At 56.0% G+C, this 22,719-nt stretch carries 25 protein-coding genes and 2 pseudogenes; 13 read left to right on the plus strand and 14 right to left on the minus strand.

All coding sequences use genetic code 11. The features are described 5' to 3' along the window. Window positions 1–3 precede the first annotated feature (3 nt). A pseudogene (locus tag CSK29544_RS15405) lies at window positions 4–324 on the plus strand (LysR substrate-binding domain-containing protein); the annotation flags it as partial. A 390-nt stretch (window positions 325–714) separates the two neighbouring features. On the opposite strand, the gene CSK29544_RS15410 reads toward CSK29544_RS15405, so the two are convergent. Further along, window positions 715–1,626, minus strand: coding sequence for an alpha/beta fold hydrolase (locus tag CSK29544_RS15410; RefSeq protein WP_007900263.1), 912 nt, complete (start codon window positions 1,624–1,626; stop codon window positions 715–717). A gap of 82 nt (window positions 1,627–1,708) precedes the next feature. On the opposite strand from CSK29544_RS15410, the gene CSK29544_RS15415 reads away from it, so the two are divergent. Continuing rightward, window positions 1,709–2,086, plus strand: coding sequence for a MerR family transcriptional regulator (locus CSK29544_RS15415; protein ID WP_007900264.1), 378 nt, complete (start codon window positions 1,709–1,711; stop codon window positions 2,084–2,086). Window positions 2,087–2,527: 441 nt separating this feature from the next. Beyond that, window positions 2,528–3,097 carry a C40 family peptidase gene (locus CSK29544_RS15420; RefSeq protein ID WP_007888709.1) on the plus strand — a complete coding sequence of 190 codons (570 nt, stop codon included), beginning with the start codon at window positions 2,528–2,530 and terminating at the stop codon, window positions 3,095–3,097. Window positions 3,098–3,134: 37 nt separating this feature from the next. Here CSK29544_RS15420 and CSK29544_RS15425 read toward each other — a convergent pair whose 3' ends face one another. The 6 genes from CSK29544_RS15425 to CSK29544_RS15445 all read right to left on the minus strand — a co-directional run bounded on the left by CSK29544_RS15425 (window position 3,135) and on the right by CSK29544_RS15445 (window position 7,565). Then, a complete protein-coding gene (locus CSK29544_RS15425; protein ID WP_029039109.1) occupies window positions 3,135–3,494 on the minus strand; it encodes a hypothetical protein in 360 nt (119 codons plus the stop codon). A gap of 92 nt (window positions 3,495–3,586) precedes the next feature. After that, a complete protein-coding gene (locus CSK29544_RS15430) occupies window positions 3,587–4,888 on the minus strand; it encodes a PQQ-dependent sugar dehydrogenase (protein ID WP_007888711.1) in 1,302 nt (433 codons plus the stop codon). A gap of 12 nt (window positions 4,889–4,900) precedes the next feature. Continuing rightward, entirely contained in the window at window positions 4,901–5,326 is a 426-nt protein-coding gene (locus CSK29544_RS15435; RefSeq protein WP_007888712.1) for a DUF2231 domain-containing protein, read from the minus strand. Window positions 5,327–5,494: 168 nt separating this feature from the next. Then, a complete protein-coding gene (locus tag CSK29544_RS15440; protein ID WP_007888713.1) occupies window positions 5,495–6,709 on the minus strand; it encodes an EAL and HDOD domain-containing protein in 1,215 nt (404 codons plus the stop codon). 184 nt (window positions 6,710–6,893) lie between these two features. After that, entirely contained in the window at window positions 6,894–7,067 is a 174-nt protein-coding gene (locus CSK29544_RS24705; RefSeq protein ID WP_007888716.1) for a hypothetical protein, read from the minus strand. Window positions 7,068–7,229: 162 nt separating this feature from the next. Then, the gene (locus tag CSK29544_RS15445) at window positions 7,230–7,565 is read right to left on the minus strand and encodes a hypothetical protein (protein ID WP_007888719.1); all 336 of its coding nucleotides are present in this window, start codon (window positions 7,563–7,565) and stop codon (window positions 7,230–7,232) included. A 147-nt stretch (window positions 7,566–7,712) separates the two neighbouring features. Here CSK29544_RS15445 and uvsE point away from each other — a divergent pair, with 147 nt between their 5' ends. After that, window positions 7,713–8,687: a UV DNA damage repair endonuclease UvsE gene (gene uvsE / locus CSK29544_RS15450; protein ID WP_007888722.1), complete on the plus strand. Its 975-nt coding sequence runs from the start codon at window positions 7,713–7,715 to the stop codon at window positions 8,685–8,687. Window positions 8,688–8,886: 199 nt separating this feature from the next. On the opposite strand, the gene CSK29544_RS15455 is transcribed toward uvsE, so the two are convergent. Next, on the minus strand, window positions 8,887–9,822 hold the full coding sequence (locus CSK29544_RS15455; protein ID WP_007888725.1) for an AraC family transcriptional regulator: 936 nt from the start codon (window positions 9,820–9,822) through the stop codon (window positions 8,887–8,889). 185 nt (window positions 9,823–10,007) lie between these two features. Here CSK29544_RS15455 and CSK29544_RS15460 point away from each other — a divergent pair, with 185 nt between their 5' ends. The 4 genes from CSK29544_RS15460 (at window position 10,008) to CSK29544_RS15475 (ending at window position 12,662) form a co-directional block, all read left to right on the plus strand. Further along, the gene (locus tag CSK29544_RS15460) at window positions 10,008–10,745 is read left to right on the plus strand and encodes an SDR family oxidoreductase (RefSeq protein ID WP_007888728.1); all 738 of its coding nucleotides are present in this window, start codon (window positions 10,008–10,010) and stop codon (window positions 10,743–10,745) included. Between the two features lie 296 nt (window positions 10,746–11,041). Next, window positions 11,042–11,239, plus strand: coding sequence for a hypothetical protein (locus CSK29544_RS15465; protein WP_004384946.1), 198 nt, complete (start codon window positions 11,042–11,044; stop codon window positions 11,237–11,239). A gap of 1 nt (window position 11,240) precedes the next feature. Beyond that, the gene (locus CSK29544_RS15470) at window positions 11,241–12,005 is read left to right on the plus strand and encodes a hypothetical protein (RefSeq protein ID WP_007867746.1); all 765 of its coding nucleotides are present in this window, start codon (window positions 11,241–11,243) and stop codon (window positions 12,003–12,005) included. Window positions 12,006–12,068: 63 nt separating this feature from the next. Continuing rightward, window positions 12,069–12,662, plus strand: coding sequence for a flavin reductase family protein (locus tag CSK29544_RS15475; RefSeq protein WP_007888734.1), 594 nt, complete (start codon window positions 12,069–12,071; stop codon window positions 12,660–12,662). A gap of 182 nt (window positions 12,663–12,844) precedes the next feature. Here CSK29544_RS15475 and CSK29544_RS15480 read toward each other — a convergent pair whose 3' ends face one another. Further along, window positions 12,845–13,237: a TfoX/Sxy family protein gene (locus CSK29544_RS15480; RefSeq protein WP_007888737.1), complete on the minus strand. Its 393-nt coding sequence runs from the start codon at window positions 13,235–13,237 to the stop codon at window positions 12,845–12,847. Window positions 13,238–13,689: 452 nt separating this feature from the next. Here CSK29544_RS15480 and budC point away from each other — a divergent pair, with 452 nt between their 5' ends. Next, the gene (budC, locus tag CSK29544_RS15485; RefSeq protein ID WP_014728900.1) at window positions 13,690–14,454 is read left to right on the plus strand and encodes a meso-2,3-butanediol dehydrogenase; all 765 of its coding nucleotides are present in this window, start codon (window positions 13,690–13,692) and stop codon (window positions 14,452–14,454) included. Between the two features lie 53 nt (window positions 14,455–14,507). On the opposite strand, the gene CSK29544_RS15490 is transcribed toward budC, so the two are convergent. Then, window positions 14,508–15,593: an NAD(P)-dependent alcohol dehydrogenase gene (locus tag CSK29544_RS15490; protein ID WP_007888745.1), complete on the minus strand. Its 1,086-nt coding sequence runs from the start codon at window positions 15,591–15,593 to the stop codon at window positions 14,508–14,510. 161 nt (window positions 15,594–15,754) lie between these two features. Further along, window positions 15,755–16,291, minus strand: a complete 537-nt coding sequence (locus tag CSK29544_RS15495) for a carboxymuconolactone decarboxylase family protein (protein WP_007888747.1) — start codon at window positions 16,289–16,291, stop codon at window positions 15,755–15,757. 115 nt (window positions 16,292–16,406) lie between these two features. On the opposite strand from CSK29544_RS15495, the pseudogene CSK29544_RS15500 reads away from it, so the two are divergent. Next, window positions 16,407–17,320: pseudogene (locus tag CSK29544_RS15500) on the plus strand (AraC family transcriptional regulator). Here the strand turns inward: CSK29544_RS15500 and CSK29544_RS15505 are convergent. Continuing rightward, the gene (locus CSK29544_RS15505) at window positions 17,317–18,138 is read right to left on the minus strand and encodes an arylamine N-acetyltransferase family protein (RefSeq protein WP_007888756.1); all 822 of its coding nucleotides are present in this window, start codon (window positions 18,136–18,138) and stop codon (window positions 17,317–17,319) included. The pseudogene CSK29544_RS15500 and the gene CSK29544_RS15505 sit on opposite strands and share 4 nt — an antisense overlap. Before the next feature lie 474 nt (window positions 18,139–18,612). Here CSK29544_RS15505 and CSK29544_RS15510 point away from each other — a divergent pair, with 474 nt between their 5' ends. Further along, on the plus strand, window positions 18,613–19,122 hold the full coding sequence (locus tag CSK29544_RS15510; protein ID WP_004384953.1) for a ferritin-like domain-containing protein: 510 nt from the start codon (window positions 18,613–18,615) through the stop codon (window positions 19,120–19,122). A 73-nt stretch (window positions 19,123–19,195) separates the two neighbouring features. Further along, on the plus strand, window positions 19,196–20,101 hold the full coding sequence (locus CSK29544_RS15515) for a manganese catalase family protein (RefSeq protein ID WP_004384954.1): 906 nt from the start codon (window positions 19,196–19,198) through the stop codon (window positions 20,099–20,101). 45 nt (window positions 20,102–20,146) lie between these two features. On the opposite strand, the gene pptA is transcribed toward CSK29544_RS15515, so the two are convergent. Continuing rightward, the gene (gene pptA / locus CSK29544_RS15520) at window positions 20,147–20,377 is read right to left on the minus strand and encodes a tautomerase PptA (RefSeq protein WP_007888759.1); all 231 of its coding nucleotides are present in this window, start codon (window positions 20,375–20,377) and stop codon (window positions 20,147–20,149) included. A gap of 262 nt (window positions 20,378–20,639) precedes the next feature. Here pptA and nfsB point away from each other — a divergent pair, with 262 nt between their 5' ends. Further along, a complete protein-coding gene (gene nfsB, locus CSK29544_RS15525) occupies window positions 20,640–21,284 on the plus strand; it encodes an oxygen-insensitive NAD(P)H nitroreductase (RefSeq protein WP_004384956.1) in 645 nt (214 codons plus the stop codon). 52 nt (window positions 21,285–21,336) lie between these two features. Here nfsB and CSK29544_RS15530 read toward each other — a convergent pair whose 3' ends face one another. Next, complete coding sequence (locus CSK29544_RS15530) at window positions 21,337–22,464, minus strand: class C beta-lactamase CSA-1 (RefSeq protein WP_007888761.1); 1,128 nt, start codon at window positions 22,462–22,464, stop codon at window positions 21,337–21,339. Between the last annotated feature and the right edge of the window lie 255 nt (window positions 22,465–22,719).

Here is a 22,719-nt window from a genome sequence, read left to right on the forward strand (position 1 = left end):
CCTGCGCTGAAAGGCGCTCCCTGGCAGTTTGTGAACCGCAAAGGGGAGTTCGAGACGATAAAGGTTAAAGGGCATTATCGCGTCAACAGCGGAGAGATGGCGGGACGCGCGGCAGTCGCCGGCGTCGGGTTTGCCATTCTGTCAAAACAAGCCTGTCAGCCTTACATTAACGATGGACGGCTCATCGAGGTTGAGTTTGAACAAGCGGCAGCGCCGTTGCAGTTGTTCGCGGTGTATTCAAACCGGCGTTTCTTGCCCGCGAAAACAAGAGCGTTCATTGATTTCGTACATCAGCGATTGAGCGCGATGCCTTCAGCGACATAAGGTGGCACGCCAGCCAATAATTCAAAGTGACAGATGAAGCCAGTAGCGTGGGTAAGCGAAGCGCACCCGCGGATCGAAACTACATGCCGGTTTTTGAGACGTTATGCGCGCCCGCAAAATCTTATCGACGTGAGGAATCCGGCCCGAACTCACTGAACATTGCCTTGATTCTCTTTTAGTACGCATAATGTATATTATGTTAAATAACATTTGGTATCAGAACCACGCTTATCAGCCCTGGCCGCCTGACGCCGCTATTGCCTGCCCTGCGTGTCTGCACTCGCTTAAGACCCAAACCTCTCTATCTCTCCCGGTGCGCTACGCGAAATCTGCAGAACTGAGCCTCACAACTTTTCTCAGATTTCACGTAGCGCACCGTTTTTATATTGTTTATCGCGGGTGCGCTCTGCTTACCCGCGCTACGGCGTTATCAGCAAACGCCGCCAGTTGCGCGTTAAACCGCGCGGCGTCTTCCATAAATGGCGCATGGCCGGCGTTCGCATAAATGTCAGAACGTATGTGCGGATTGATCGCGCTCGCTCTTTTCAACGAAGCCTCCGGATTTACCAGCGCGTCGTGCTGGCCGTAGATAAACAGCAACGGCACGCGCGTGGCGTTCAGCGCTTTTTCTGCGGGAACCTGTATCCGCGGCACGTTACGCTGCATGGTCCAGGACGCCATCGCCGCGTTAGCCAGCAGACGCTCAAACGTGTCACGGTCAGGCTGCTGATAAAAACAGAGCCGCAAAAATTCGCGCTCGCCATCGAGATGTGTTTGTAAATCCGCCGCCGTCATGTCGCGATAAATAGCCGGATGCGCGGGTATCAGCGCGGGCGTTAGCTCCACCACGCCGCCCACGTATAACGCGCCGCCGATCCGGCTGTCGCCATACTCGGCCAGATAAGCCGAAATCACCGCGCCGCCGAGCGACCAGCCGACTAATACCGGCCGCTTCGCCTGACTCTTGTTGATAACCGCCGCCAGATCGTCTCCCCATCGCCTGCCCTCCCGATACGCCGCGTCGGTGTCAGGCTTCCCGGAAAGCCCGTGACCGCGCAAATGAAAGGTGATGAGCCGGAAACGTTGCAGCCGCGGGTCGGCGATTTGCCGGTTCCAGTTGAGATGGCTGCCCAGCAGTCCGTGAATGAAAATTATCGCCGGGCCGTCCGGGTTGCCGCTCTCCTGCACGGCAATGGGAACGCCATCCGGCGCGGTGACGGTAAAGTGTCGTTCAGCGGCAGTCGCGTTTGCCATCACCATGAACAGCAGGCTTATCATAATACGGTTAATCAAAGCAGGCATTTTCACTTCCTCATTAATAGGTTCCTGGCTAGCCTGAACGTTGACACTAGTGTCAGAGTCAAGCTCCTGATGAGGAGAAACCATGCAACTGACCATTGGCGAACTGGCTAAAGCCACCGGCGTGAGCGCTCGCGCCATCCGCCACTATCACAACAACGGCTTACTGGCGGCCGTTCGCGCCTGTAATGGCTACCGCTATTTTGATAAGCAGGCCATTACCCAGGTGCGCCAGATCCAGCGCCTGATTGCGACTGGATTTAGCGTGGCCGAGATCCGCCGTTTCCCCGATTGCATGTTGCTCATTGAAGGCGCGACGTTCTGCCCGGAAACCCAGGCCATACAGTATCAGCGGCTTAAAGAAATCGAAGATCAGATAAGCGAACTTGAGCAGCGCAAAGCGCGTCTGCTGGAGACGCTGCGGCAGAATGGTCACAGCGATGCGGTAACGTTACATAAATAATAGCCTTCCGCGGGTGCGCTCCGCTTACCCGCGCTACGCTTTTGTCATTTACGTAGGGTGGATAAGCGAAGCGCATCCACCATTGGCTTAATCCGCGGGTGCGCTTTGCTTACCCGCGCTACGCGTTTGGTATTTCTGTAGGGTGGGTAAGCGAAGCGCACCCACCGTTGGCTATCAAAAATGACATTAATTCTTCCCAGGGATAATTACCACACGTTATTTCCCTGCGCCGAAAATATCATTTCCGGCCCGATGTAAAGCCCCGCTTTTACATTGAGTTGTTTCTGAACGTGAATATCTGCGCCAGAATGCGTCGGTGACAGATTAATATTCTTTTGCAATGTCAGTAATTGTAAAGGATAAGAAAGCGCTGGAGATGAGACGCATTTTTAGTAAGAATTCGGGCACCTAACGTAAATTGCCGCGTGCCAGTGAGTCGATATGGATTTCCCCGCCAAACCTTTATTTGCCCTTTTATTCTGTGCTTATCTGACGGGATGCGCCACCAAAGCCCCAAAACCCAAAACGGTCGCCCCGCTTCCTGATGCTACCGCCAGCAGCCGCCAGCCTGACCTGATCCCCGTTATCGCCGCCCTTCACGACCAGATGAACACCTGGCAGGACACACCTTATCAATGGGGCGGCACAAAGCGCGATGGCATCGACTGCTCCGGTTTTGTCTGGCGCACGCTGCACGACCGGTTTAATCTGCCGATGGCGCGCGTCACCACGCGGGAATTAATTCACATGGGCAAAGGCGTTGATAAAAATAAACTGCGTCCGGGCGATCTGGTGTTCTTCCGTATTAAGGGCGCGCTGCATGTCGGTTTTTATGACTCCAATGGTGAATTTATTCACGCCTCCACCAGTAAAGGCGTTACCCGGTCTTCATTAAATAATCCTTACTGGCAGACCGTATATTTAGAAGCGCGTCGCCTGCCGGATAATATCAGCTCTGTTGTCACGCTCAATCATAATACGCCGCCCGATCTCGCCAGTAATCGCGGGTAAGCCTGAGGGCCACAGTGCTTCTGTGGCCTCGCAGGGTTTACACCACCGGCGGGTTATCGTCACCGCCCTTGTCGCTCAGCTCACTGAGCACAATCTCTTTCGCGGGGGCGTCATCAAGCTTTCCTGCGTAATCGTCCGAGAGATCCGGCAGGCTGGTAAATTGACCGTCGATAAACAGAAACGTCAGGTGTCCGGCGATATCATCAAGCACCGCCTTGGCATTTTTCAGCCCTTCGCCATGTTCATCATTGCCATCAAGACGCCAGGCGAAAGCGCCATTCTCTTGTGTGGCTTCGCCGAGATCGATAATCCGGCCATCGATGTTTTGCGCCAGCACGCGGCCTTCGCAGAGAAACAGAAAATAAGGCATCCCGTCGCGTTGGGTGGATTCCGGCATCGTCAACTCCTTGCTGATGAATGAAAGAAAAGTATAGCAGGCGCTTTGACGCCCTTTTGGAAAGGAAAAAGGCCGCGCGCGGCGGCCTGGTTTTACTGCGCTGCGCTCACGCGCCAGATGGCGTTACCGGCGTCATCGGCAATCAGCAGCGCGCCGGAGTTATCCTGCGTCACGCCAACCGGCAGCCCGCGCACCTGCTTCTGGTCGTCGGTCAGAAAACCGGTGACGACCGGCTGCGGCATTCCGACTGGTTTGCCGTTTTCAAACTTCACCCACACCACCTGATACCCGTTAAGCGGCGAGCGGTTCCAGCTGCCGTGTTCGCTCACAAACGCCCCACCGCGGTACTGCGGCATGTTATCGCCGGTGTAGAAATGCAGGCCAAGCGGTGCGACGTGCGAGCCGAGCGCGTAGTCAGGCTTGATCGCTTTGGCGACCAGATCAGGGCGCTGCGGCTCGGCGCGTTTATCGACGTGATTGCCGAAATAGCTGTACGGCCAGCCGTAGAAGCCCTTCTCCTGCACCGAGGTCATATAATCCGGCACCAGATCGGAGCCGATTTCATCGCGCTCGTTCACTATCGCCCACAGCTTGCCGCTCTCTGGCTCCCACTGGAGGCCGGTCGGGTTGCGCAGGCCGCTTGCGTAAATACGGCTGGCGCCGGTCGCGGCGTCCACTTCCAGCACCGCGGCGCGGCGATACTCCGCGCCGATGCCGTTTTCGGTGATATTACTGTTAGAACCCACGCCCACGTAGAGCTTGCTGCCATCGGGGCTTGCCAGCAGCGCTTTGGTCCAGTGGTGGTTGATCGGCCCACCCGGCAGTTCAGTGACCTCTTCCCCCGGCGTGCGGATCGCCGTTTGCCCTTCCTGATACGGGAATTTCACCAGGCTGTCGGCGTTCGCCACCCACAGCGTATTGCCGGTGAGCTGAATGCCGAACGGCGCGTTGAGGTTTTCAATGAAGTTATGCTTTTCCCATTTGCCGTTCACGTTACGCAAAAGCGTAATGCGGTTGCCGCCCGGCCCGCCCTTGCCCGACGCCTTTTGCACCACACCCATGATGAGCTGTTTAGGGCGCGTGGTTGGTTTTGGGGTGCCGTTGGATTCCGCCACCAGAATATCGTTATTGGGCAGCACATAGACCTGGCGCGGATGCATCAGCCCGTCGGCGATTTTTTCAATCTTCAGCCCCTGCGCCACCTTCGGCTTTTCGCCCTCTTTCCAGGCGACGCCTTCCGGCACCTGCATCGGCGGCAGCAGAAAATTTTTCGCTTCCGGGAGTTCCGGGTTTGGCCCGACCTGTTTTTGCGGATCGAGTGTTGCGCTGTTATCACAGCCGCTAAGCAGAACGCCCAGCGACACGGCCAGCGCAAGACGATGAATGTTGTTCATGCGGGCTTCTCCTTAAGCAGCGCGTTGGCGTAACGCGAGTTGAACATTCGCCAGCAGCATCAGCACCACGACCAGCGTTGAAAGAATGACGCCCGCAGGCACCACGGCGTAAGCATCACGGCTGTGAATAAAGGCGTTGAAAATGGCCAGCACAATCGCCACCAGATTCAGCCAGAAGTGCAGCCGCTGCGCCGGGCCATGCAGATGGCGACGCCCGGGCCAGATCTGCCCGAGGCTAATCAGGCGCGGAATAATCGCAATAAGAAGGCCGATAGCGATAAGCCAGCTGGCGGCATCGGTCCACATCTGCACGTAGCTATTCATGTAGAGGATGTCGAAAATCCAGGCGGCCGTGAAGAAGCCTAAAGGAATGGGATTAAGCAGTTCATAAAGCGCCACGGCGGCTGCCGGGGATCGTGCGGTCGTGTGCGGGTGCATGTCCGTCTCCTGAAGTCATCCAGAACCAGCGACGGCAGCGCCCAGGCGCCGCACGTCAGCGTGCCTGTAAAAGCGTAGTCAAGATGCGCGAGAATGACGGAGTTATCGAAACCGCGTTTTAGCCAGGAGTCTTACAGGCGGCGTCAGACGGGCCGCCCGCTGTAAAAATCAGATGATAGTGTCGCCCCATTTCACCGCTTCGTGCGTCATATCAATGATATCCCGCTCGCTAAGATTAAGCTCCTGCGCCACTTCTACCACCTGTGGCCAGTCGGCACGCTCGAACGCTTCGCACAGACGGACCAGCGTACCCGGAACGCCCTCACGGTTGATCAGCGCTTTTTTGACTTCCTTCGAGACGTAGATTTGCTCAAGCAGCGCATCCATGGGGATATCCATAATCGCGTCGAGGCGCGAGAACAGCCCGGCAATAAACGCGTCGTCCTCGCTCACGCCGCCGATACGGTGCGCCGCCAGTTCGCAAAAGCGGCCGTACACCAGGCTGACGTTGTACAGTTCACTTACCGACGGATCGCTGATGTGCGTAACCGCGAGGATAGTAATGAATCTTTTCAGTTCATAGAGCCCAAGAAACGCGAAAATGCTGCGAAACGGCAGCGATTCGGCGTTGGCGTGGTAGTTATGCTGATATTTGATGTTGTTGACGTAGCGCATCAGTTTATAGGTGATCGCCACGTCGCGGCTAATCAGCTTTTCGATCTTCGCCATATCCGGGCGCGCCGCGTTAACTTCGCGGATAAGCTCAAGAATAAAGACTTTTTGTTCAGGCAGCTTTTTCGTCTTAATGAGTTCTGGCTTGCTGTAAAAATAGCCCTGAAAAAGATGAAAACCGAGTTTCTGGTACTGTTCCAGCTCTTCACGCCGCTCGACTTTTTCAGCCAGCAGTTTGCAGCGCAGGTTCGGGTGCGCTTTCAGGAACGCGTTGATTTGTTCAACGCTTGTGGACTGAATATCAAATTTAATGACGCTGATGTAAGGCAGAAAGCGGCTCCATTCGCTCTCCAGCGTAAAATCATCCAGCGCGAAGCAATACCCCTCCTCATACATCGCGCGCACGGTGGTAAACAGCGCGTTATCCGGCACGCTATTCTCAAGAATTTCAATCACGACATTCTGGCGCGGCAGCGACTGCGCCAGCCCGTTGACGATCATTTCATACGGGAAATTGATAAACGACGTATGTTTCCCGGACAAACGCTGTAACGGCGTGACCAGAAAATGATCGGCAAGCAGCTGGCTGGTGGCGAACTCGGGGGTTACGGGCGGAAAGGCGTTCGTCAACCCGTCCCGGTAGAGTAGCTCGTAAGCCACCGTGTTCAGCGACGCATCAAAGATAGGCTGTCGCGCTATGAAGGAATACATTTCAACCTCCGGTTTCGTTTTTCGACGTCCATTACAGCGGTGCGCTGCTTGTTCGACCGGCACTAAAACATTCATGGATACACTCTTCCGGCACTCCGCCGGCAGAACCGCAAGCCAGGCGTAAGCTCCCGAGGTATTACGCTTACGCCTGTCACGCCCCTTAAGGCGAGGCTTTATAAGATGCTTATCGGCGTGCGGCAGGCTTTCTTGAGCATATATCCGGGTGGTCTTTTTTTGCTCGCTCAGCCGGTAAACAGAGCGCCAGTAAGGCCAGCAAACCGAAAATGCCGAGCGCAGGTACAACGCTTAAGGTATCCATCAGCCAGCCGAAGAGTGCGCCGACCAGCGTCGTCGACATTGAAACATCCCGGATAACCTCGGGTAGCGGTAGTTCCCATGAGAAACGCGCCAGTCCACAGGCGGCGGCAATAAGCGAGAACCCGCTCAGGGCGAGGAATTGATGTCCGGACAGCAAGGCAACCTCAGCGAAGTAAATGACCCCCACTGAGTGTAGCCGCCCTCAGCGCAACAGACGGGCGAGTCGCTGGCCGCAGGTTTGCGGGTTGCTCGCGAGCGCCGCGCGCTGCGTGCTATCGAGCCCCTGCCAGGTGCTGATGATTTCACGACCCAGCGCGGCGGAGTAGTGCTGGCGTTGCAGCGCGTAGTCGTTGTTGCTGCCTTCAATCACATTTTCCATGCTCGCCGCCCAGTTATCGGGCTTGTCTGTCTGGATTGTGCAGAACACCGAGGCGTAGTACGCCTTGTCCTCATGGCTGAAGTGTGGCGTCAGCCACCAGTACGCCAGCGCCGCACAGGCGACAACAGGAAGAATAAAACGCCAGGAGAGTAATTTCATAAGTTGATTCTGATACGTCAGTGAAAGCGCGGCATGCCCGCGGCAAACGGAGAGTATAACCGTTTTGCTTAAACTTAAGCTCTACGGCCCACCGAAACGCCCGGTTAGCGACCTGCTACACTGGAAATACTGACAACCGGAGGGTGCATGAAATTAGGTTTCGCGTGTAAATTTTTAGATTCAGGGCTCAAACAGGAATTTCCCTTTAAATCGACGACCCGCACCCGTTTTTTAAGTCTCGGCCATGAGGCGCGTCTGACGTTGTTATCGCAGCTCGCACAGACCAATCTGAACAATTTGTATCTGACGCTGGAACAACTCGCGCAGTTACCGCCGGCGTTAAGGATGATGCGTATTGGCAGTGATTTACTCCCACTTTATACCGTGCCGGAGGCGGGCCCGGTCTATCAGGAATTTCTATCCGATCTGACACCCTTATTTACCCGCTGCGGCGAGTTTGCCCGCACACACGATATTCGTCTCTCTTTTCATCCCGGCCAGTATTCCGTACTGGCGTCAGATAATCCTGATGTGGTCGAAAGAGCCATTGAGGATGTGGAATATCACACCCTGTGCGCCGTGATGATGGGGTATGGCCAGCGGTTTCAGGATTTTAAAATCAATATCCATATGAACGGCAAGCGCGGTTTTGAAGGCTTTCGCGAGGCGTTTGGCCGGTTAAGCCCGCAGGCGCAGCGGATGCTGACGGTGGAAAATGACGAAATCTCCTGTTCGCTGGACGATGTATTACAGGCGCAGGCGCTCTGCCCCATTGTGCTGGATATTCACCACCACTGGGTAAAAGAGAACGCGTTTATTACGCCGGACGACCCGCGTATTGAACAGATAAAAGCCTCGTGGCGCGGCGTGCGCCCGGTCATGCATTATTCCATCTCTCAGGAAGGACTTATTCCGGAACAGGGTTTTCCGGAACAGTCACAGCTCGGCATTCCCAAAGCTAAACTGCGCGCGCATTCAGATTATTATTTCAACAGTACGCTGAACGACTGGGCGCTCTCTTTCACCGATTTCGACATCATGTGCGAAGTGAAAATGAAAAATATCGCCCGCGATCGGTTGTATGATTATGCGTTATTAAAAGGGGTGGTGAAGGCAGCGTGAAAAAATGCATGTATGGATATTCAATCTGATATGTATTTGTAGCGCACCCGCGAATTTAACTAATGGTGGGTGCGCAAGCTTACCCACCCTACGGAAATAATATGCCGCATATACCGCGTAGCGCGGGTAAGCGGAGCGCACCCGTCGGTTTAACCCCAAAACCACGCCAGAAAATAGTCGCGAAAATCATTCGCGGCCATTAATGATTGGTCGTCATCGCTTCAAACTGCGTCGGTGGTAGCAGCGCGAACGACTGTTTCATTTCACGGGTTTCCGCCCCCGGCGTGCGGCCAAACAGACGGCGAAACTCGCGGTTAAACTGCGACGGGCTTTCATAGCCGACGCGCGACGCGGCGGTGGCGGCGCTGAGGTTGTCGCGGATCATCAATAGCCGCGCCTGATGCAGACGCACCGCTTTGATGTACTGCACGGGCGAGTTGCTGGTCACCGCTTTGAAATGCGCATGAAAGGCGGGCGCGCTCATGCCGGCTTCGGCGGCGAGCGTTGCGACATCCAGCCGCCCGGCGTAGTCGGCGTGAATGCGTTGCAGCACGCGCGAGATGCGGCTGAACTTGCCGAAGCTTGCCAGCGCCGCGCGGATAGCGCCGCCCTGCTCACCCATCAATACGCGGTAATACAGCTCTTTGACAATCGCCGGGCCGAGAATGTGCGCCTCCTGCGGGTGGCTCAGCGCGCGCAGAAGGCGCAGCGTGGTATCGGCAAGCGGCGCGTTAAGCGGCGTGGAGAGAATGCCTTCCGGCGGCGCGGCGTCTGCGCCCCGCTCGTCGTCGAGCGCCAGCACCAGTTCAGCAATCACGGTCATTTCAAGCCGCACCGCCACGGCAAGCAACGGCTCCTGCGGCGTGGCGTCGGTTTCGGTTGAAAACGGCAGCGGCACCGAGAGCACCAGATAGTGTTGGGCATTGTAGGTGTAGATCTTATCGGCGAGATAACCGCGTTTGCAGCCCTGGCAGACAATCACAATACAGGGCTCATACAGCACCGGCGTGCGCGACAGCGCGCGGTTGGAGCGCATAAAGCGCACCGCATCAAGCTGTGAGCGGGTGTAGCCCTCCTGTGGGGCGAGCTGTTCCAGAAGTTCGATAGTTTCACGCTGTACTGATGACATCGTCATTGCGGCGTCTCCTTCATATTTTCCTGCAACGATTGTGGCACGTTGCGCGCAAAGCTTCACCAGGGCTAATAGGATCAGGCAATACAGCGAGAGGAATGGCGCTATTGAGAGAACCGCTGCGGGCGTAGCCTTTATGCATACGGCACCGGCAGCCCGCCGGGCCTTCTTGTGAAGGAGTAAGCACCATGACGATGACCGAAGAACGCAAAGTTATCCTGCTCACAGGCGCCAGCAGCGGGATCGGCGAAGCGACGGCGCGCCTGCTGGCCGCCCAGGGCTACCGTTTACTGATTGGCGCGCGCCGCACCGACCGTCTCGCGGCGCTGTGCGAGGAACTGCGCTTTAACGGCGCGCAGATAGATTACGCGGCGCTGGACGTAACGAAACTCGACAGCATGGAAGCGTTTGTGCAGGCCGGGCTGGATAAATATGGCCAGATCGACGCCTTCATTAATAACGCGGGCGTGATGCCGCTCTCGCCGCTGGCCTCGCTGAAAGTGGACGAGTGGAATCAGATGCTGGATGTGAACGTGCGCGGCGTGCTGCACGGCATCGCCACCGTGTTGCCGGTGATGCAGGCGCGCAATCGCGGGCAGATCATTAATATCGCGTCCATTGGCGCGTACCGTGTTTCCCCGACCGCCGCCGTGTACTGCGCCACCAAATATGCGGTGCGCGCGATAACCGACGGGCTGCGCCAGGAAAATGAAACGATCCGCGTGACGCTAATCAGCCCCGGCGTGGTGGAATCGGAACTGGCGACGCATATCACGGATGAAACCGCCCGTGTGGCGATGGATGATTTCCGCCGCATTGCGCTGCCTGCCGACGCCATTGCCCGCGCCATCGCCTACGCCATCGAACAGCCCGATAACGTCGACGTGAGCGAAATCGTGGTGCGTCCGACGGCCAGCCCGCATTAATGCTATTTATCTCTGCCGGGGTTCGCCCCGGCTTTTTGCCTCTGCACACCCTTTGCGTTTTTTACAGGCCCGTTTACCCCGCTGCCTGCAAGACGGCGGCACGCGGCGCTCATCACTTTGACGATCCCGGCCACGCGCCCCAGTCGAGGCACCGCGCGGCTGGATGCCCTGAAGCCGCTCAAATAACCCTCAGTCCGCCCCGCTGGCGGGCCTTTTTCATCAGATAAACCCGTAAAACCCGCCACTTTTACCCTGCATCCACCAGGCTTTCTATACTGTTGGCCGGGAGGTTTTACATGCTAAGAATATTTCGCTCGCTTTTTACCAGCCCGGAAAAGCTGGTTCATGCCGTTCATCCGGCGCATATCCAGGATGCGATTGACGAAGGAGAACGCATTATCATCGATGAGGACGGCAACGCCTCGGTTAATGTGGAGTGTCTTGCTGTACAGGAAGATTTCGCCCGCCACGTCGAAATGCTGAAGAGGGCTTAAGATGGGAACGGCGATATTTATGGTGTTGATGGTGTGCGGTTACTGGTATACCAGCCGCGATCTCTCCACCCGGTTTAAGTTTATGCGCACCTCCGGGTGGGACGTCTATTTCCTGGTGGCGCTTTACGGCTGTATTTTCGTGTTGCAGGGCATTATCGCCACCGGCCTGCTGTGGCTGGCGCTGCTTGGCGTCTCAAGCGTGCTGAATGCATTCCCGGCGTGGTCCGGCAGCGATGATTATCACTATCAGATGGCGTTTATGAACTGGAGCTTTCTCGGCATCCAGGCGCCGGTGGTGCTGATGCTGGGCTTTGCCATTCTGTTTTGCCTCTACCGCGCGAACTGGTCGCCGACAGCGAAGCTTGATAATACTGGCCGCCGCACGCTCTACCGCACGCTCTCACGCGCCAACGGCATCGAAGGGCTGCTGTATGAGTGCATGGAAGAGGGCGAGCTTATCTGGATAACGATGAAATCCCAGCGTGTGTATATCGGGATGATCCACAGCGCCACGTTCGACAGTACCCGCAGCGATATCAGCAATCTGGTGCTCATTCCGATGCTGAGCGGCTACCGCGACCACGAAACGCTGGATTTACGCGTCGAGCATAATTACAGCGCCTGGTATGACAGCCATGGCATTACGCTGCAGGCCGGAGAGAAATCGGCGCTCGCTTATCGCAAAGTCATTCTGCTCAATCAGATTGAGAGCCTGTCGCTGTTCGACCCGGCGCAGTCACTGGCGCTTGGGATGCGCGACACGTAGCGCAAAATGGTGCCCGGGCGGCTGTGTTATCCTGCCCGCCTGGGTCAATACAGGGTTATGCGAATGAACGACACTCACTCTTTTATGGCACCGGTGCCGCTGGACAAAGCGTACCGGTTAATTAATCACGGGCCGACGGTGCTGGTTTCCGCCCGTCATGACGGTGTGGAAAATGTGATGGCCGCCGCCTGGGCCTGCGGGCTGGATTTTATGCCGCCAAAGGTGACGGTGGTTATCGATAAAATCGCCCGCACCCGCGAACTGCTTGAGCGCAGTGGGTCATTTGTTTTACAGGTGCCGACCGTCGCACAGCGGGAAATGACGTATCAGGCGGGCACGCTGAGCCTGCATAACGAGCCTGAGAAACTGAAACTCGCCGGTGTGGAACTGTTTCATATGGACGGCGTTGAGGCACCGCTGGTTGCGGGCTGCTCGGCATGGCTCGCCTGCGAGCTGATTCCCGAGCCGCATAATCAGCAGCAGTACGATCTGTTTATCGGTAAGGTGACTGCTGCCTGGGCGGATACCCGCGTTTTTCACGATGGCCGCTGGCACTTTGAAGATGCGCCGTCTGAGCTGCGCAGTCTGCATCACGTCGCGGGCGGGCATTTTTATGCTATCGGCGAGGCTTTCCCGCGTACTGACAACGAAATCTGAACGCCCTTCTCACGTCCATTCCAAAGCCAGCGCGTCTGGCTTTTTTATGTCTCTTGCAAACGATAAATCCTGCCATTCGCCGCCATTTTATTCTGGAAAGCTTTTTCCTGGCGCTGACGCTGAAGCAGATTTGTTGGATCGTATTAAGTATGTTGTAACTAAATCAGCTGATTATCGTTCGGTTAAGCCTTTACACCCGGTTTTTTCGTGGTTTTGCGTGGTTTTTTCTCCGGTGCGCGCATGGCAGCGGCAATTCCTTCATGCGCCCAGCGCAACAATTCCTGATTATCTTCCACCAGCTCTTCGGCAATGCGGTAATAACCCAACGTGACTTCCTGCTGGCCACCGCTGCGCCGGGTGGTGATATAGGTAAAAGGCGGGAAGCCTTCGGCGATAAACCGCTCGCGGTTCTGATCGTCTGCTTTGATGTAAAGCTGCGCGTCGCCATCCACCAGCGCAAACATCCGTCCGGCCTGAAACAGCGCCACGCAGCCAAACATACGGCGGGTTTCTACCGCGCCGAGCGGCGCCAGCTGGTCCAGTACAAACGTCACGTATTCACGGGAAACGTTCATCACTCTCCTCCCGGTTGGGGTACAGGAATTAACTCCGACTTAAAAAGGTCGGGATCTAAATTAAGATCTGTTTAATTAAAAAGGATCGCTAAAAGTGACAGGGTTAGTCGCTTTGCATGCGTCGGGATCAAATGCGATCGTCTATCAGGATATTTTTTGTTCACTTTGCACATGTTATCCACAAGAAAGCGAACCCGCGCAAGAATATCTTTATGATAAATCACTAACCCGTTGATAAGCAAAGTTAAACCCACCCTCTCTGCGGCCCCCTTTATTTGCGGCGCGAAATTTTGGTTTGCGTCACATTTTTTAATGACTTTTTATTCGAACGAAAACAGAGGCTTATAAGGAATAGTCAACCTGAGACTTGCGAAGCGTGCAATGAATGCCAGAGTTAACAAGGACTTGATGATTGAGCACAGCATTGTGTCAGACACTGGAAAGGAGGATGTATGAACCGTTTTCAAGAGAAAGTCGTGGTCGTGACGGGTGCAGGATCAGGCATTGGTGCCGCCGCGGCGCGTCGTTTTGCGCATGAAGGCGCAAGCGTTGTGCTGGTTGGGCGCACAAAAGAAAAACTCGATAAAGTGGCCGCGACGCTTACGCAAGGCAAGCACCTGGTCGTGCCCTGCGACGTTTCTGACGCGCAACAGGTACAGGCGCTCGCGCAGCGCGTTGCGGATGAATTTGGTCGCGTCGATGTGTTAGTGAATAACGCTGGCGTGATTGTACAGGGCAAAATTCATGAGATTACGCTTGAGGACTGGGAAACGCTGATGGGCACCGATCTCAACGGCGTTTTCTACTGCCTGCACGCGTTTATGCCGGGCCTGCTGAAAACCAAAGGCAACGTGATTAATATTTCATCGGTCTCCGGGCTGGGTGGCGACTGGGGCATGAGCGTTTATAACGCGGCAAAAGGCGCGGTCACGAACTTTACCCGATCGCTTGCGATGGATTACGGTGCCGATGGCGTACGCGTGAATGCTATCTGCCCGGGCTTTACGTTTACCGATCTCACAGAAGATATGAAGCAGGATGAAGCGCTGCTGCAAAAATTCTATGAGCGAATCCCGCTGCAACGTGCGGGTGAGCCGGAAGATATCGCCGATGCGATTGCGTTTCTCGCGAGCGACGACGCGCGGTATATCACAGGCGCGAACTTGCCGGTGGATGGCGGCCTGACGGCCTCAAATGGTCAGCCGAAACAGGCGTAAAAAAAGCGGGCTTCATGCCCGCTTTTGCTTTTTGCATCAAAAATAAGAGCGTTTTAAGCCGCCGTCACGGGTTCCAGACGCGCGCCCTGCTGCAGTGACGCCATATCGATTACGAAGCGATATTTCACATCGCTTTTCAGCATCCTTTCCCACGCCTCATTGATTTCCTGAATGTTGATCACTTCCACGTCGGCAGAGATGTTGTGCTTCGCACAGAAGTCGAGCATCTCTTGCGTCTCGGCGATCCCGCCAATACACGAGCCCGCCACGCTACGCCGCCCCATAATCATGGGGACCGTATTGACCGCAGGCTGAACCTCTCCAAGGAGGCCGACAAAAACCAGCGTGCCGTCAATTTTGAGCGTCGACAGATACGGGTTGATGTCATGCGCGTAAGGCACGGTGTCGATAATTAAATCGAAATGTCCGGCGACCTGCTGCATCTGGCCTGGCTCTTCAGAGAGCACTACGTGATGCGCGCCAAGGCGGCGGGCGTCTTCCTCTTTCCCTGGCGAGCGGGTGAACAGCGTCACGTCGGCACCGAGCGCATGGGCAAGCTTGATAGCCATATGCCCGAGACCGCCAAGCCCAACCACCGCGACACGGCTGCCTTTGCCGACGTTCCAGTGGCGCAGCGGCGACCAGGTAGTAATCCCGGCGCAGAGCAGCGGCGCGGCGCCTTTGAGATCTAACCCTTCGGGGATGCGCAGCACGAAGTCCTGCGAGGCGAGAATAATCTGTGAGTAGCCGCCAAACGTCAGTTCGCAATCGTGACGATCGATACCGTTATAGGTCTGAATGCAGCCTTCAAGACAGTATTGTTCCAGCCCCTCGCGACACGGAGGACAACTGCGACACGAATCGACCATACAGCCGATGCCCGCGAGATCGCCCGGTTTGAATTTTTTCACGTCGCTGCCGACCGCCGTGACGCGGCCAATGATTTCATGGCCCGGCACAATGGGATACTGACTGAAACCCCAGTCGTCACGAGCCTGATGAAGATCGGAATGGCAGACGCCGCAGTAGAGAATTTCGAGGACGACATCGTCGGGGCGCGGCGCGCGGCGGGTAAACTCAAAAGGCGCGAGCGGCGCTTCGGGGCTCTGCGCGGCATAGCCCAGCACTTTCATGGTCATTATTGTCTCCGGTTACGCGTATCAGCGGTGTTTACTTCTTATACTGCGCATCGGTGACTTTTGCCAGGCACCGGGCGGTGCCGGTTATGGTGGGTTGTAAGGAGCGGAGCGCTAACGTCTTGATATCGTTAGTACCGCTCCCCTCCCCCGCCAGGTGCGGATTATTCTGCTTTAGGAAAATCCACCACGGTGTCGTTCACCCGATTCACCATGTTGGTAAACAGAATGGCGCTGATGGCGCTTAAGATCTCAATAACCTGACGGTCATCGAAACCGGCGGCGCGCAGCGCGGTCACGTCGCTTTCCGGCAGCGTGCCGCGCGTCGTTATCATGGTTTTCACAAAGCGCAGCAGCGCGTCGATATGGGCATCCTGCGCAAACCGCCCGGCACGCAGCGCGCGGGTATCGTCGGCGCTGTATCCCGCCTTTTTCGCCATCAGGGTATGGGCGGCGAGGCAGTAATCACAGCCGGTCGTCTCGCTCACCACCAGATTGATGGCTTCCAGCTCGCGGGCGCTCAGCGCGCCTTTTTTCAGGGTCATATTGTGTTGCAGCGCCTGGGAGAGAATATCCGGCGCGTTGCTGCCGATGGTGGCATTCGCGTTAGGGACTTTACCCATCGCGCTTTTCAGCGTATCAAACAGCTGGGCGGTTTTACCGGTGGCGGTTTCTGTCGCAATGGTCTGTAAACGGCTCATGATGCACTCCTTCGTCAATGAATGCCCGTCTGCGGGCGTTGTGTGCATACTACGCGTGACGCTTTAAGCCATCTGCCGCCGGGCGTCGCGGATGTCTTATCGTCTCAGGAGCTTTATGGACAGCCTAAGTCAGCTCATCGCCCTTCTCGCGCCGGAAAGTTCTGTCGATTTACACTGCCGCTTCGCCGGACGCTGGCAGTCGGATCATGCGCAAAGCCCGGTCGGCCATATTCCCTGGCATGCCATCCTCTCTGGCAGCGCGCGACTGGTGCTCAATGGTGAAGTCATTCATGCACGGGCGGGCGATATCTTTCTGCTGCCTCACGGCGCGGCGCACCGTCTGGAAAGCCATAAGCAGGACGGTGCCGCCGCCCGCGTGCAGCGGCACGACAATGCGGTGGTTACGGAAGTCGTGACGGAAGGCGACGATACGCCGCTGGTGATGCTGTGCGGTGAGTTTCGCACCGGCGTCAGCGGCGCACTGCTTTTTAGCGGTCAGCCTGCGTTGCAGCGTATCGCCACAGGCGCGCGGGAAGACTGCCGCTCGCTCGCGGCGCTTTTGACCATGCTGTCGGATGAGAGCCTGAGCGGGCGACCGGGTGCCGCGGCGATTGTACGCGAGCTTTCTTCTACCCTACTCACGCTGGTCTTACGCGCCCTGCTGGCCGATGAGAACGGCGCGCCAGGCATGTTGCCATTGCTGGCGGATAAACGCCTGGCACCGGCTGTCAGCGCGGTGCTGACGAATCCGGAACAGCCGTGGACGCTGGAAAGCATGGCGGCGCGCTGTTTTCTCTCCCGCGCTACCTTTGCAAGACACTTTGCCAGCCGTTACCCGCTACCCCACAGGCCTGGCTGAATCAGGTGCGGATGGCGCGCGCGGCAAGGCTCCTTGAGCGCGAACAGGACGCTATCGGCCGCGTGGCGGAGGCGTGTGGCTATCTGACCCAGGCCGCGTTCAGCAAAGCGTTCAAAAACGCCTGGGGCGTTACGCCGGGCCAGTTCCGCCAGGAGCACGCCCGCCCTTAGGGGTTATCGCGAGCAAGCTGCGCCATCATCGCGCAAAACGTCTCGCGTGAAACGCCATGTACCGGATGAGTAAAGCGCATCCCGAAATCCTTTTGCAGGCAGTCATAGACCGCGCCGTCGTCGGCAAGCGTGCGGCGCTCGCCATTCATGGTGAGATGGCGGTTAAGCAGTTTTAAGGGCGTTTGTCCGGGAGGGTGCAGCGCCGACAGCAGGTGATGGCGGAAATGAGAATCCGGCCAGTGGGCAATAAAATGGTTGGCCATCAGGTAATCTGCCGGATACTGACGCGCCTGGTCAAAGCGGTAAAGTGCGTGCCAGTCGTCGCCCTCTTCTTTTAAGAGCAAAAACTCGCTTTGTCGGCTCTCAATACGAAAGCGCCCTTCCGGGCCGGTTATCTCCGCGCCATGTGCAAGCGGGATCGGCGCACACAGCGTCGCCCCGCCAAAACCGACATCGGCTATCCACGGCGCATCGTCAATCATCACCTGCACCAGGCGGTGCGTGCGCGGCGGCATAGCGTCAGGATCGGCGATTAATACTCTTGCGGCGAGCGCTTCCACGGCAAAGCCGCATTCCGCGAGCGCGCGGGAGAACAACGCGTTTTGCTCAAAGCAGTAGCCGCCGCGCCCGGCTTCCACCAGCTTGACGAAAATCGCGTCATCATCAAGCAGGATCTCGCGCCCTAACAGCACATCGAGATTTTCAAAAGGAATGGTCGCGGTGTGGCACTTGTGCAGCGCGGTAAGCGTCTCAAGCGTTGGGCGCGGTTCACCGGTGTAGCCAATTCGGGAGAAGTAATCCTGTCGTTTGAATGCCATGCGAAGTCCTTAATCTGCGTCCTTTGTCTGTCTGATGATAGCGCTTTTCCCGTAAAGCATGTGGCAGGGCGTGTTCAGGCTATTGAATTGTCACCGCATAACGAAAAAGCGCCATGCATCAGGCGATATATTAATGAAAATCGTAGTCGCTCCTTTTTACCGCTTCGCTTAAAACTGCTCTCTGCATTTATTTCCTTTTATGTAAAGCGAATGTAAAAATAAAATTCACATGCAATTATTTGCTTCCTGAAGTTATACAGAAAAGGAGTTTTCGTACATATTTCGCCGCAAGCGGATAATAATCATCCAGTTAATTTGAGTTAAGATTGCTCTCAAAAACCAGAATATCCGCGATTCCGTCTCCCGTTTAAAAATATCTGCTACGCTTTTTAGGGCGTATCAAATTTATAAATTCTGTAGAGGACGCATAAATATTTCTTTACAGGTAACTGTATATTTCGGAAGAGGTGATTTATGACGACATACGAAGAAAATTATCATGACTGGCTGCGTGACGCTCATGCGATGGAGAAACAAGCGGAACAGATGCTGGAGTCAATGGCCTCCCGTATTGAGCACTATCCTGACCTCAAATCCCGTCTTGAGCAGCATCTGGAAGAGACGCGCCACCAGCAGCAGCTGATTAATTCCGTTATTGAAAGAAATAACGTTTCAACCTCTGTTGTCAAAGACACCATGAGCAAAATGACGGCGATGGGCCAGGCCGTGGGCGGTATGTTTGCTTCTGATGAAGTGGTGAAAGGCGCTATCAGCGGCTATGTCTTCGAACAGTTTGAAATTGCCTGCTACACCTCGCTGATTGCGGCGGCAAAAGCCGTGGGCGATGAACAGGGTGTGGTGATTTTTAAACAGATCCTGGAACAGGAAATTGCGATGGCGGAGTGGTGTCTGAACCATTTACCGGATGTTACTCAGCAATTCCTTAATCGCGCAGCCGCGCCAGGCGTTGAAGCGAAAAAATAATTTCTGAATAAATTCGCCTGTCATTTATATGGCAGGCAAAAAATGAGTGTTGTCGTGTAAACAGGAGAACCTGATGTTCCGACATGTAAAACAATTGCAATATACGGTCCGCGTCGCGGAACCGAACCCGGGGCTGGCAAATTTACTGCTGGAACAATTTGGCGGCCCGCAGGGCGAACTCGCCGCGGCTACCCGCTATTTCACCCAGGGGCTGGGTGATGAAGATCCGGCGCGTAAAGAGATGCTGATGGACATCGCCACAGAAGAACTGAGCCATCTGGAAATTATCGGTTCCCTTGTGGGGATGCTCAACAAAGGTGCTAAAGGCGATTTGGCGGAAGCCACTGAAACCGAAGGCGAGCTTTACCGCTCCATTACGGGTGCGGGTAACGACAGCCATCTGACCCAGGTGCTTTACGGAGGCGGGCCGCCGCTGACTAACTCCGCAGGCGTACCGTGGACGGCGGCGTACATCGATACCATCGGTGAAATCACCGCGGATCTGCGCTCGAACATCGCGGCGGAAGCGCGCGCCAAAATTATCTATGAGCGACTGATCAACCTGACGGACGATCCGGGCGTTAAAGATGCCCTCGGCTTCCTGATGACCCGTGAAGTCGCGCATATGCTCTCGTTTGAGAAAGCGCTCTACTCTATTCGTAATAACTTCCCGCCGGGCAAACTGCCGCCGGTGGAACAGTACACGAATGTTTACTACAACATGTCCAAAGGTGACGACCTGCGCGGCAGCTGGAACAGCGACGAAAACTTCGAGTACGTCGCCGATCCGCAGCCGGCAGTTAATGGAGGCGACGGTATGATTGATATCCAGCTTTCGCCGGAACAGCAGGCGAGCGTACTGACCATGGCGCAGCGTCTGCAGTCCGATCCGGGCATCAACCCGGTGACCGGCGCGGAAATGGGCGCATCAGTGCCCCCGGTAGAGCGTCAGTCGAAAAAGCCGGTTGAGAAAAAATAACCGGCATGAAAAGAAAACCCTGCTCCGGCAGGGTTTTTTTATGGCTTACATCTCATAGCCTGGCTTGCGGGCCAGCGTATCGAGCTGCGGCGCTATCTCGGTATCCCACACCTCGCTTTTCCACTGCTCCGGCTGGACTTCTTTGAGCGCCACTGAAACGGAACTCTCTTTGCTTTGCAGATGTTTAACGATGACCTCAGTGAGTTCATCGGCCAGCGCCTGCTGTTGCGCGTCGCTCAGATCGCGCGGGAAGAATTTCACATCGATATGCGGCATAACGGTTCCTTGAAACGTGAACGGTTCATCATCATGCCTCAGACCAGACTGTTCATTCACGCTTTTTTACGTGCAACACCATCCCTCCTTAGTGACGTTGTCACGCATTTTGGCATTTTTTGCCGTCAAGCGGGCTTACCCGTGGCGACAGGTGTTGCTGCCGTCAGGTTTAGGCTACTATCGTTTCCCTTAACGAAGATAATAATGGTGTAACCTGCTCGCGGCCTTTGATAAAGGCGCGGCATTCAACCGGGAAACATTTATGAACCTTAATGAGATCATTCGCACTCGCCATACCAGCAAAGCCTACGATAACAGCCGTAAACTGACGGCCGAACAGCAGCAGGAGCTGCTGGATCTGCTGCGTTTTAGCCCCTCTTCCGTCAACTCACAGCCGTGGCACTTTTTTGCCGTGACTACTGAAGAAGGCAAAGCGCAGATCCTGCCAGCGCTGATGGACGCTAATCAGGTAAAAGCGAAAAACGCCGCCATGACCGTCGTGTTCACCATTAAAGAAGAGCTGAACGAAGCGCACCTGCTGCAACTGCTGGAAAAAGAGCAGCAGGATGGTCGCTACGACAGCGAGGAAGCGCGCGCCGCGAACGATAAAGGCCGCCGCTTTTTTGTGGGTCTGAACAGCGAAACGCCGGAGCAGCAGCGCGAATGGATGACCCGTCAGGCCTATCTGGCGCTCGGTTTCCTGCTGCTGGGCGCAGCCGCGATGGGCCTCGACGCGACGCCTATCGAAGGTTTCCATCCGGAGAAAATGGATGAAGTGCTGGGCCTGAAAGAAAAAGGTCTACGCAGCGTGGTGGTAGCGACCATCGGTTATCGCAGCGATGCCGACTTCAACGCCACACTGCCGAAATCCCGTCTGGATCAGGATGTGGTGATAACGCAGCTCTGAGCGCGTTAATTCACAACAAGGCCGCCCCACGGGCGGCCTTTTTTATGACGGGTTACTTATCAAGCTCCTGAATAATCGTATACGCCGCTTTAACACGGTCGTCATTCGGGAACCACTTGTTGGCGAGCATAATCAGCGCGATACGCTTCTCAGGGATAAACACTGCGTAAGTGGAAAAGCCGTTGGTCGAGCCGGTTTTGTTATACCACGCGGCCTGCGGCGCAGGCTGCGGCGGAACGATCGCGGTGGCCGCAAGCCCTTTCATGATGCGCTGGCTGCTGTTGCCTTCAACAAGGCGCGAGAGCGGCGACGGCCACGGATAGTATTCCCACATCAACCCCTGTGTGAACTCACCGCTGCGGTAGTAGCCGTTGTGCGTGGCGTTAATCGCCTGACGCCAGCCTGGCGCGACCTCCTGCTCGCCAAGCTGGATTTGCAGATAACGCAGCAGATCCGCGCTGCCGGATTTCAGCCCATACGATTCGGCGTCAAGCGGGCCGGGCGTCACCCGCACCGGTTTGTCGTCCTTGTTATAGCCCTGGGCGTAGTTGTCCATCGCGGCCTCCGGCACGTTGATAAAGGTGTGCGTCATGCCGAAATCCCTGAGAAGCCCCTGCTCCATCGCCTCGCTGAACGGCTTATCGAGCGCCTTCGCGGTAATCATCCCGAGCAGCCCGATCCCGAGATTCGAGTAAACGCGCTCGGTGCCGACCGGCTTTTCAGGCTGCCAGGCGCGATACCAGTCCATCAGCTGTGTGGTGTTTTTCACCGCATCCGGCACAAAGAGCGGCGTTCCCGCGGTGTGCGTGGCGAGGTTCAGCAGCGTCACGTTATCGAATGCGCTGCCTTTCAGTGCAGGAAGATACTGGCTGGCGGGCGCGCTGAAATCCAGTTTGCCGTCTTGCTGCGCCTTGCTTGCGAGCGTCGCGGTAAAGGTTTTACTGAGCGAGCCGATTTCGAAAAGCGTGTTTTCATCCACCGGCTTACGGGTCGCTTTTGACGCCACGCCGTAATGCCAGAAATGCGTTTCGCCGTTAACCGACACCGCCACCGCCATGCCCGGGATCTGGTAGCGCGCCATCAATGGCTTAACGACCGCATCCGGCGGCGCAACGGGCGCGGCCTGCGCATGGCCCGCAAGAACTATCATCATTAACAGCGCACTGACTTTGCTTTTCATCGGCTCTCCTCGCCTCTTTCACCGCACACAAACCGCCATTATCTCCGCTTACTGTGACAAAACTCCATTATTTTCCCTAACAAAGGACGTTTTCTCGCCGGATTTGGGTTATCGCGCATACAACAACCCTGACACTTTTACGGGCTAATCCGTTCTGGCTCACACCCTTACTGGTAGGCTTTGCGAAGCCCCCGGTTTGCGGTTAGGATGCTGCGCCATGTTTTGTCTTATCCGCACAACATAATCACAGGAAAG

The organism is Cronobacter sakazakii, from assembly GCF_000982825.1.
In the GTDB taxonomy this organism is placed as follows: domain Bacteria; phylum Pseudomonadota; class Gammaproteobacteria; order Enterobacterales; family Enterobacteriaceae; genus Cronobacter; species Cronobacter sakazakii.

What these genes read in the sequence shown, in the direction of transcription:
- CSK29544_RS15410 (WP_007900263.1), bottom strand. Translation starts at nt 1,626, where the DNA reads ATGCCTGCTTTGATTAACCGTATTATGATAAGCCTGCTGTTCATGGTG.
- CSK29544_RS15415 (WP_007900264.1), top strand. Translation starts at nt 1,709, where the DNA reads ATGCAACTGACCATTGGCGAACTGGCTAAAGCCACCGGCGTGAGCGCT.
- CSK29544_RS15420 (WP_007888709.1), top strand. Translation starts at nt 2,528, where the DNA reads ATGGATTTCCCCGCCAAACCTTTATTTGCCCTTTTATTCTGTGCTTAT.
- CSK29544_RS15425 (WP_029039109.1), bottom strand. Translation starts at nt 3,494, where the DNA reads ATGCCGGAATCCACCCAACGCGACGGGATGCCTTATTTTCTGTTTCTC.
- CSK29544_RS15430 (WP_007888711.1), bottom strand. Translation starts at nt 4,888, where the DNA reads ATGAACAACATTCATCGTCTTGCGCTGGCCGTGTCGCTGGGCGTTCTG.
- CSK29544_RS15435 (WP_007888712.1), bottom strand. Translation starts at nt 5,326, where the DNA reads ATGCACCCGCACACGACCGCACGATCCCCGGCAGCCGCCGTGGCGCTT.
- CSK29544_RS15440 (WP_007888713.1), bottom strand. Translation starts at nt 6,709, where the DNA reads ATGTATTCCTTCATAGCGCGACAGCCTATCTTTGATGCGTCGCTGAAC.
- CSK29544_RS24705 (WP_007888716.1), bottom strand. Translation starts at nt 7,067, where the DNA reads ATGTCGACGACGCTGGTCGGCGCACTCTTCGGCTGGCTGATGGATACC.
- CSK29544_RS15445 (WP_007888719.1), bottom strand. Translation starts at nt 7,565, where the DNA reads ATGAAATTACTCTCCTGGCGTTTTATTCTTCCTGTTGTCGCCTGTGCG.
- uvsE (WP_007888722.1), top strand. Translation starts at nt 7,713, where the DNA reads ATGAAATTAGGTTTCGCGTGTAAATTTTTAGATTCAGGGCTCAAACAG.
- CSK29544_RS15455 (WP_007888725.1), bottom strand. Translation starts at nt 9,822, where the DNA reads ATGACGATGTCATCAGTACAGCGTGAAACTATCGAACTTCTGGAACAG.
- CSK29544_RS15460 (WP_007888728.1), top strand. Translation starts at nt 10,008, where the DNA reads ATGACGATGACCGAAGAACGCAAAGTTATCCTGCTCACAGGCGCCAGC.
- CSK29544_RS15465 (WP_004384946.1), top strand. Translation starts at nt 11,042, where the DNA reads ATGCTAAGAATATTTCGCTCGCTTTTTACCAGCCCGGAAAAGCTGGTT.
- CSK29544_RS15470 (WP_007867746.1), top strand. Translation starts at nt 11,241, where the DNA reads ATGGGAACGGCGATATTTATGGTGTTGATGGTGTGCGGTTACTGGTAT.
- CSK29544_RS15475 (WP_007888734.1), top strand. Translation starts at nt 12,069, where the DNA reads ATGAACGACACTCACTCTTTTATGGCACCGGTGCCGCTGGACAAAGCG.
- CSK29544_RS15480 (WP_007888737.1), bottom strand. Translation starts at nt 13,237, where the DNA reads ATGAACGTTTCCCGTGAATACGTGACGTTTGTACTGGACCAGCTGGCG.
- budC (WP_014728900.1), top strand. Translation starts at nt 13,690, where the DNA reads ATGAACCGTTTTCAAGAGAAAGTCGTGGTCGTGACGGGTGCAGGATCA.
- CSK29544_RS15490 (WP_007888745.1), bottom strand. Translation starts at nt 15,593, where the DNA reads ATGACCATGAAAGTGCTGGGCTATGCCGCGCAGAGCCCCGAAGCGCCG.
- CSK29544_RS15495 (WP_007888747.1), bottom strand. Translation starts at nt 16,291, where the DNA reads ATGAGCCGTTTACAGACCATTGCGACAGAAACCGCCACCGGTAAAACC.
- CSK29544_RS15505 (WP_007888756.1), bottom strand. Translation starts at nt 18,138, where the DNA reads ATGGCATTCAAACGACAGGATTACTTCTCCCGAATTGGCTACACCGGT.
- CSK29544_RS15510 (WP_004384953.1), top strand. Translation starts at nt 18,613, where the DNA reads ATGACGACATACGAAGAAAATTATCATGACTGGCTGCGTGACGCTCAT.
- CSK29544_RS15515 (WP_004384954.1), top strand. Translation starts at nt 19,196, where the DNA reads ATGTTCCGACATGTAAAACAATTGCAATATACGGTCCGCGTCGCGGAA.
- pptA (WP_007888759.1), bottom strand. Translation starts at nt 20,377, where the DNA reads ATGCCGCATATCGATGTGAAATTCTTCCCGCGCGATCTGAGCGACGCG.
- nfsB (WP_004384956.1), top strand. Translation starts at nt 20,640, where the DNA reads ATGAACCTTAATGAGATCATTCGCACTCGCCATACCAGCAAAGCCTAC.
- CSK29544_RS15530 (WP_007888761.1), bottom strand. Translation starts at nt 22,464, where the DNA reads ATGAAAAGCAAAGTCAGTGCGCTGTTAATGATGATAGTTCTTGCGGGC.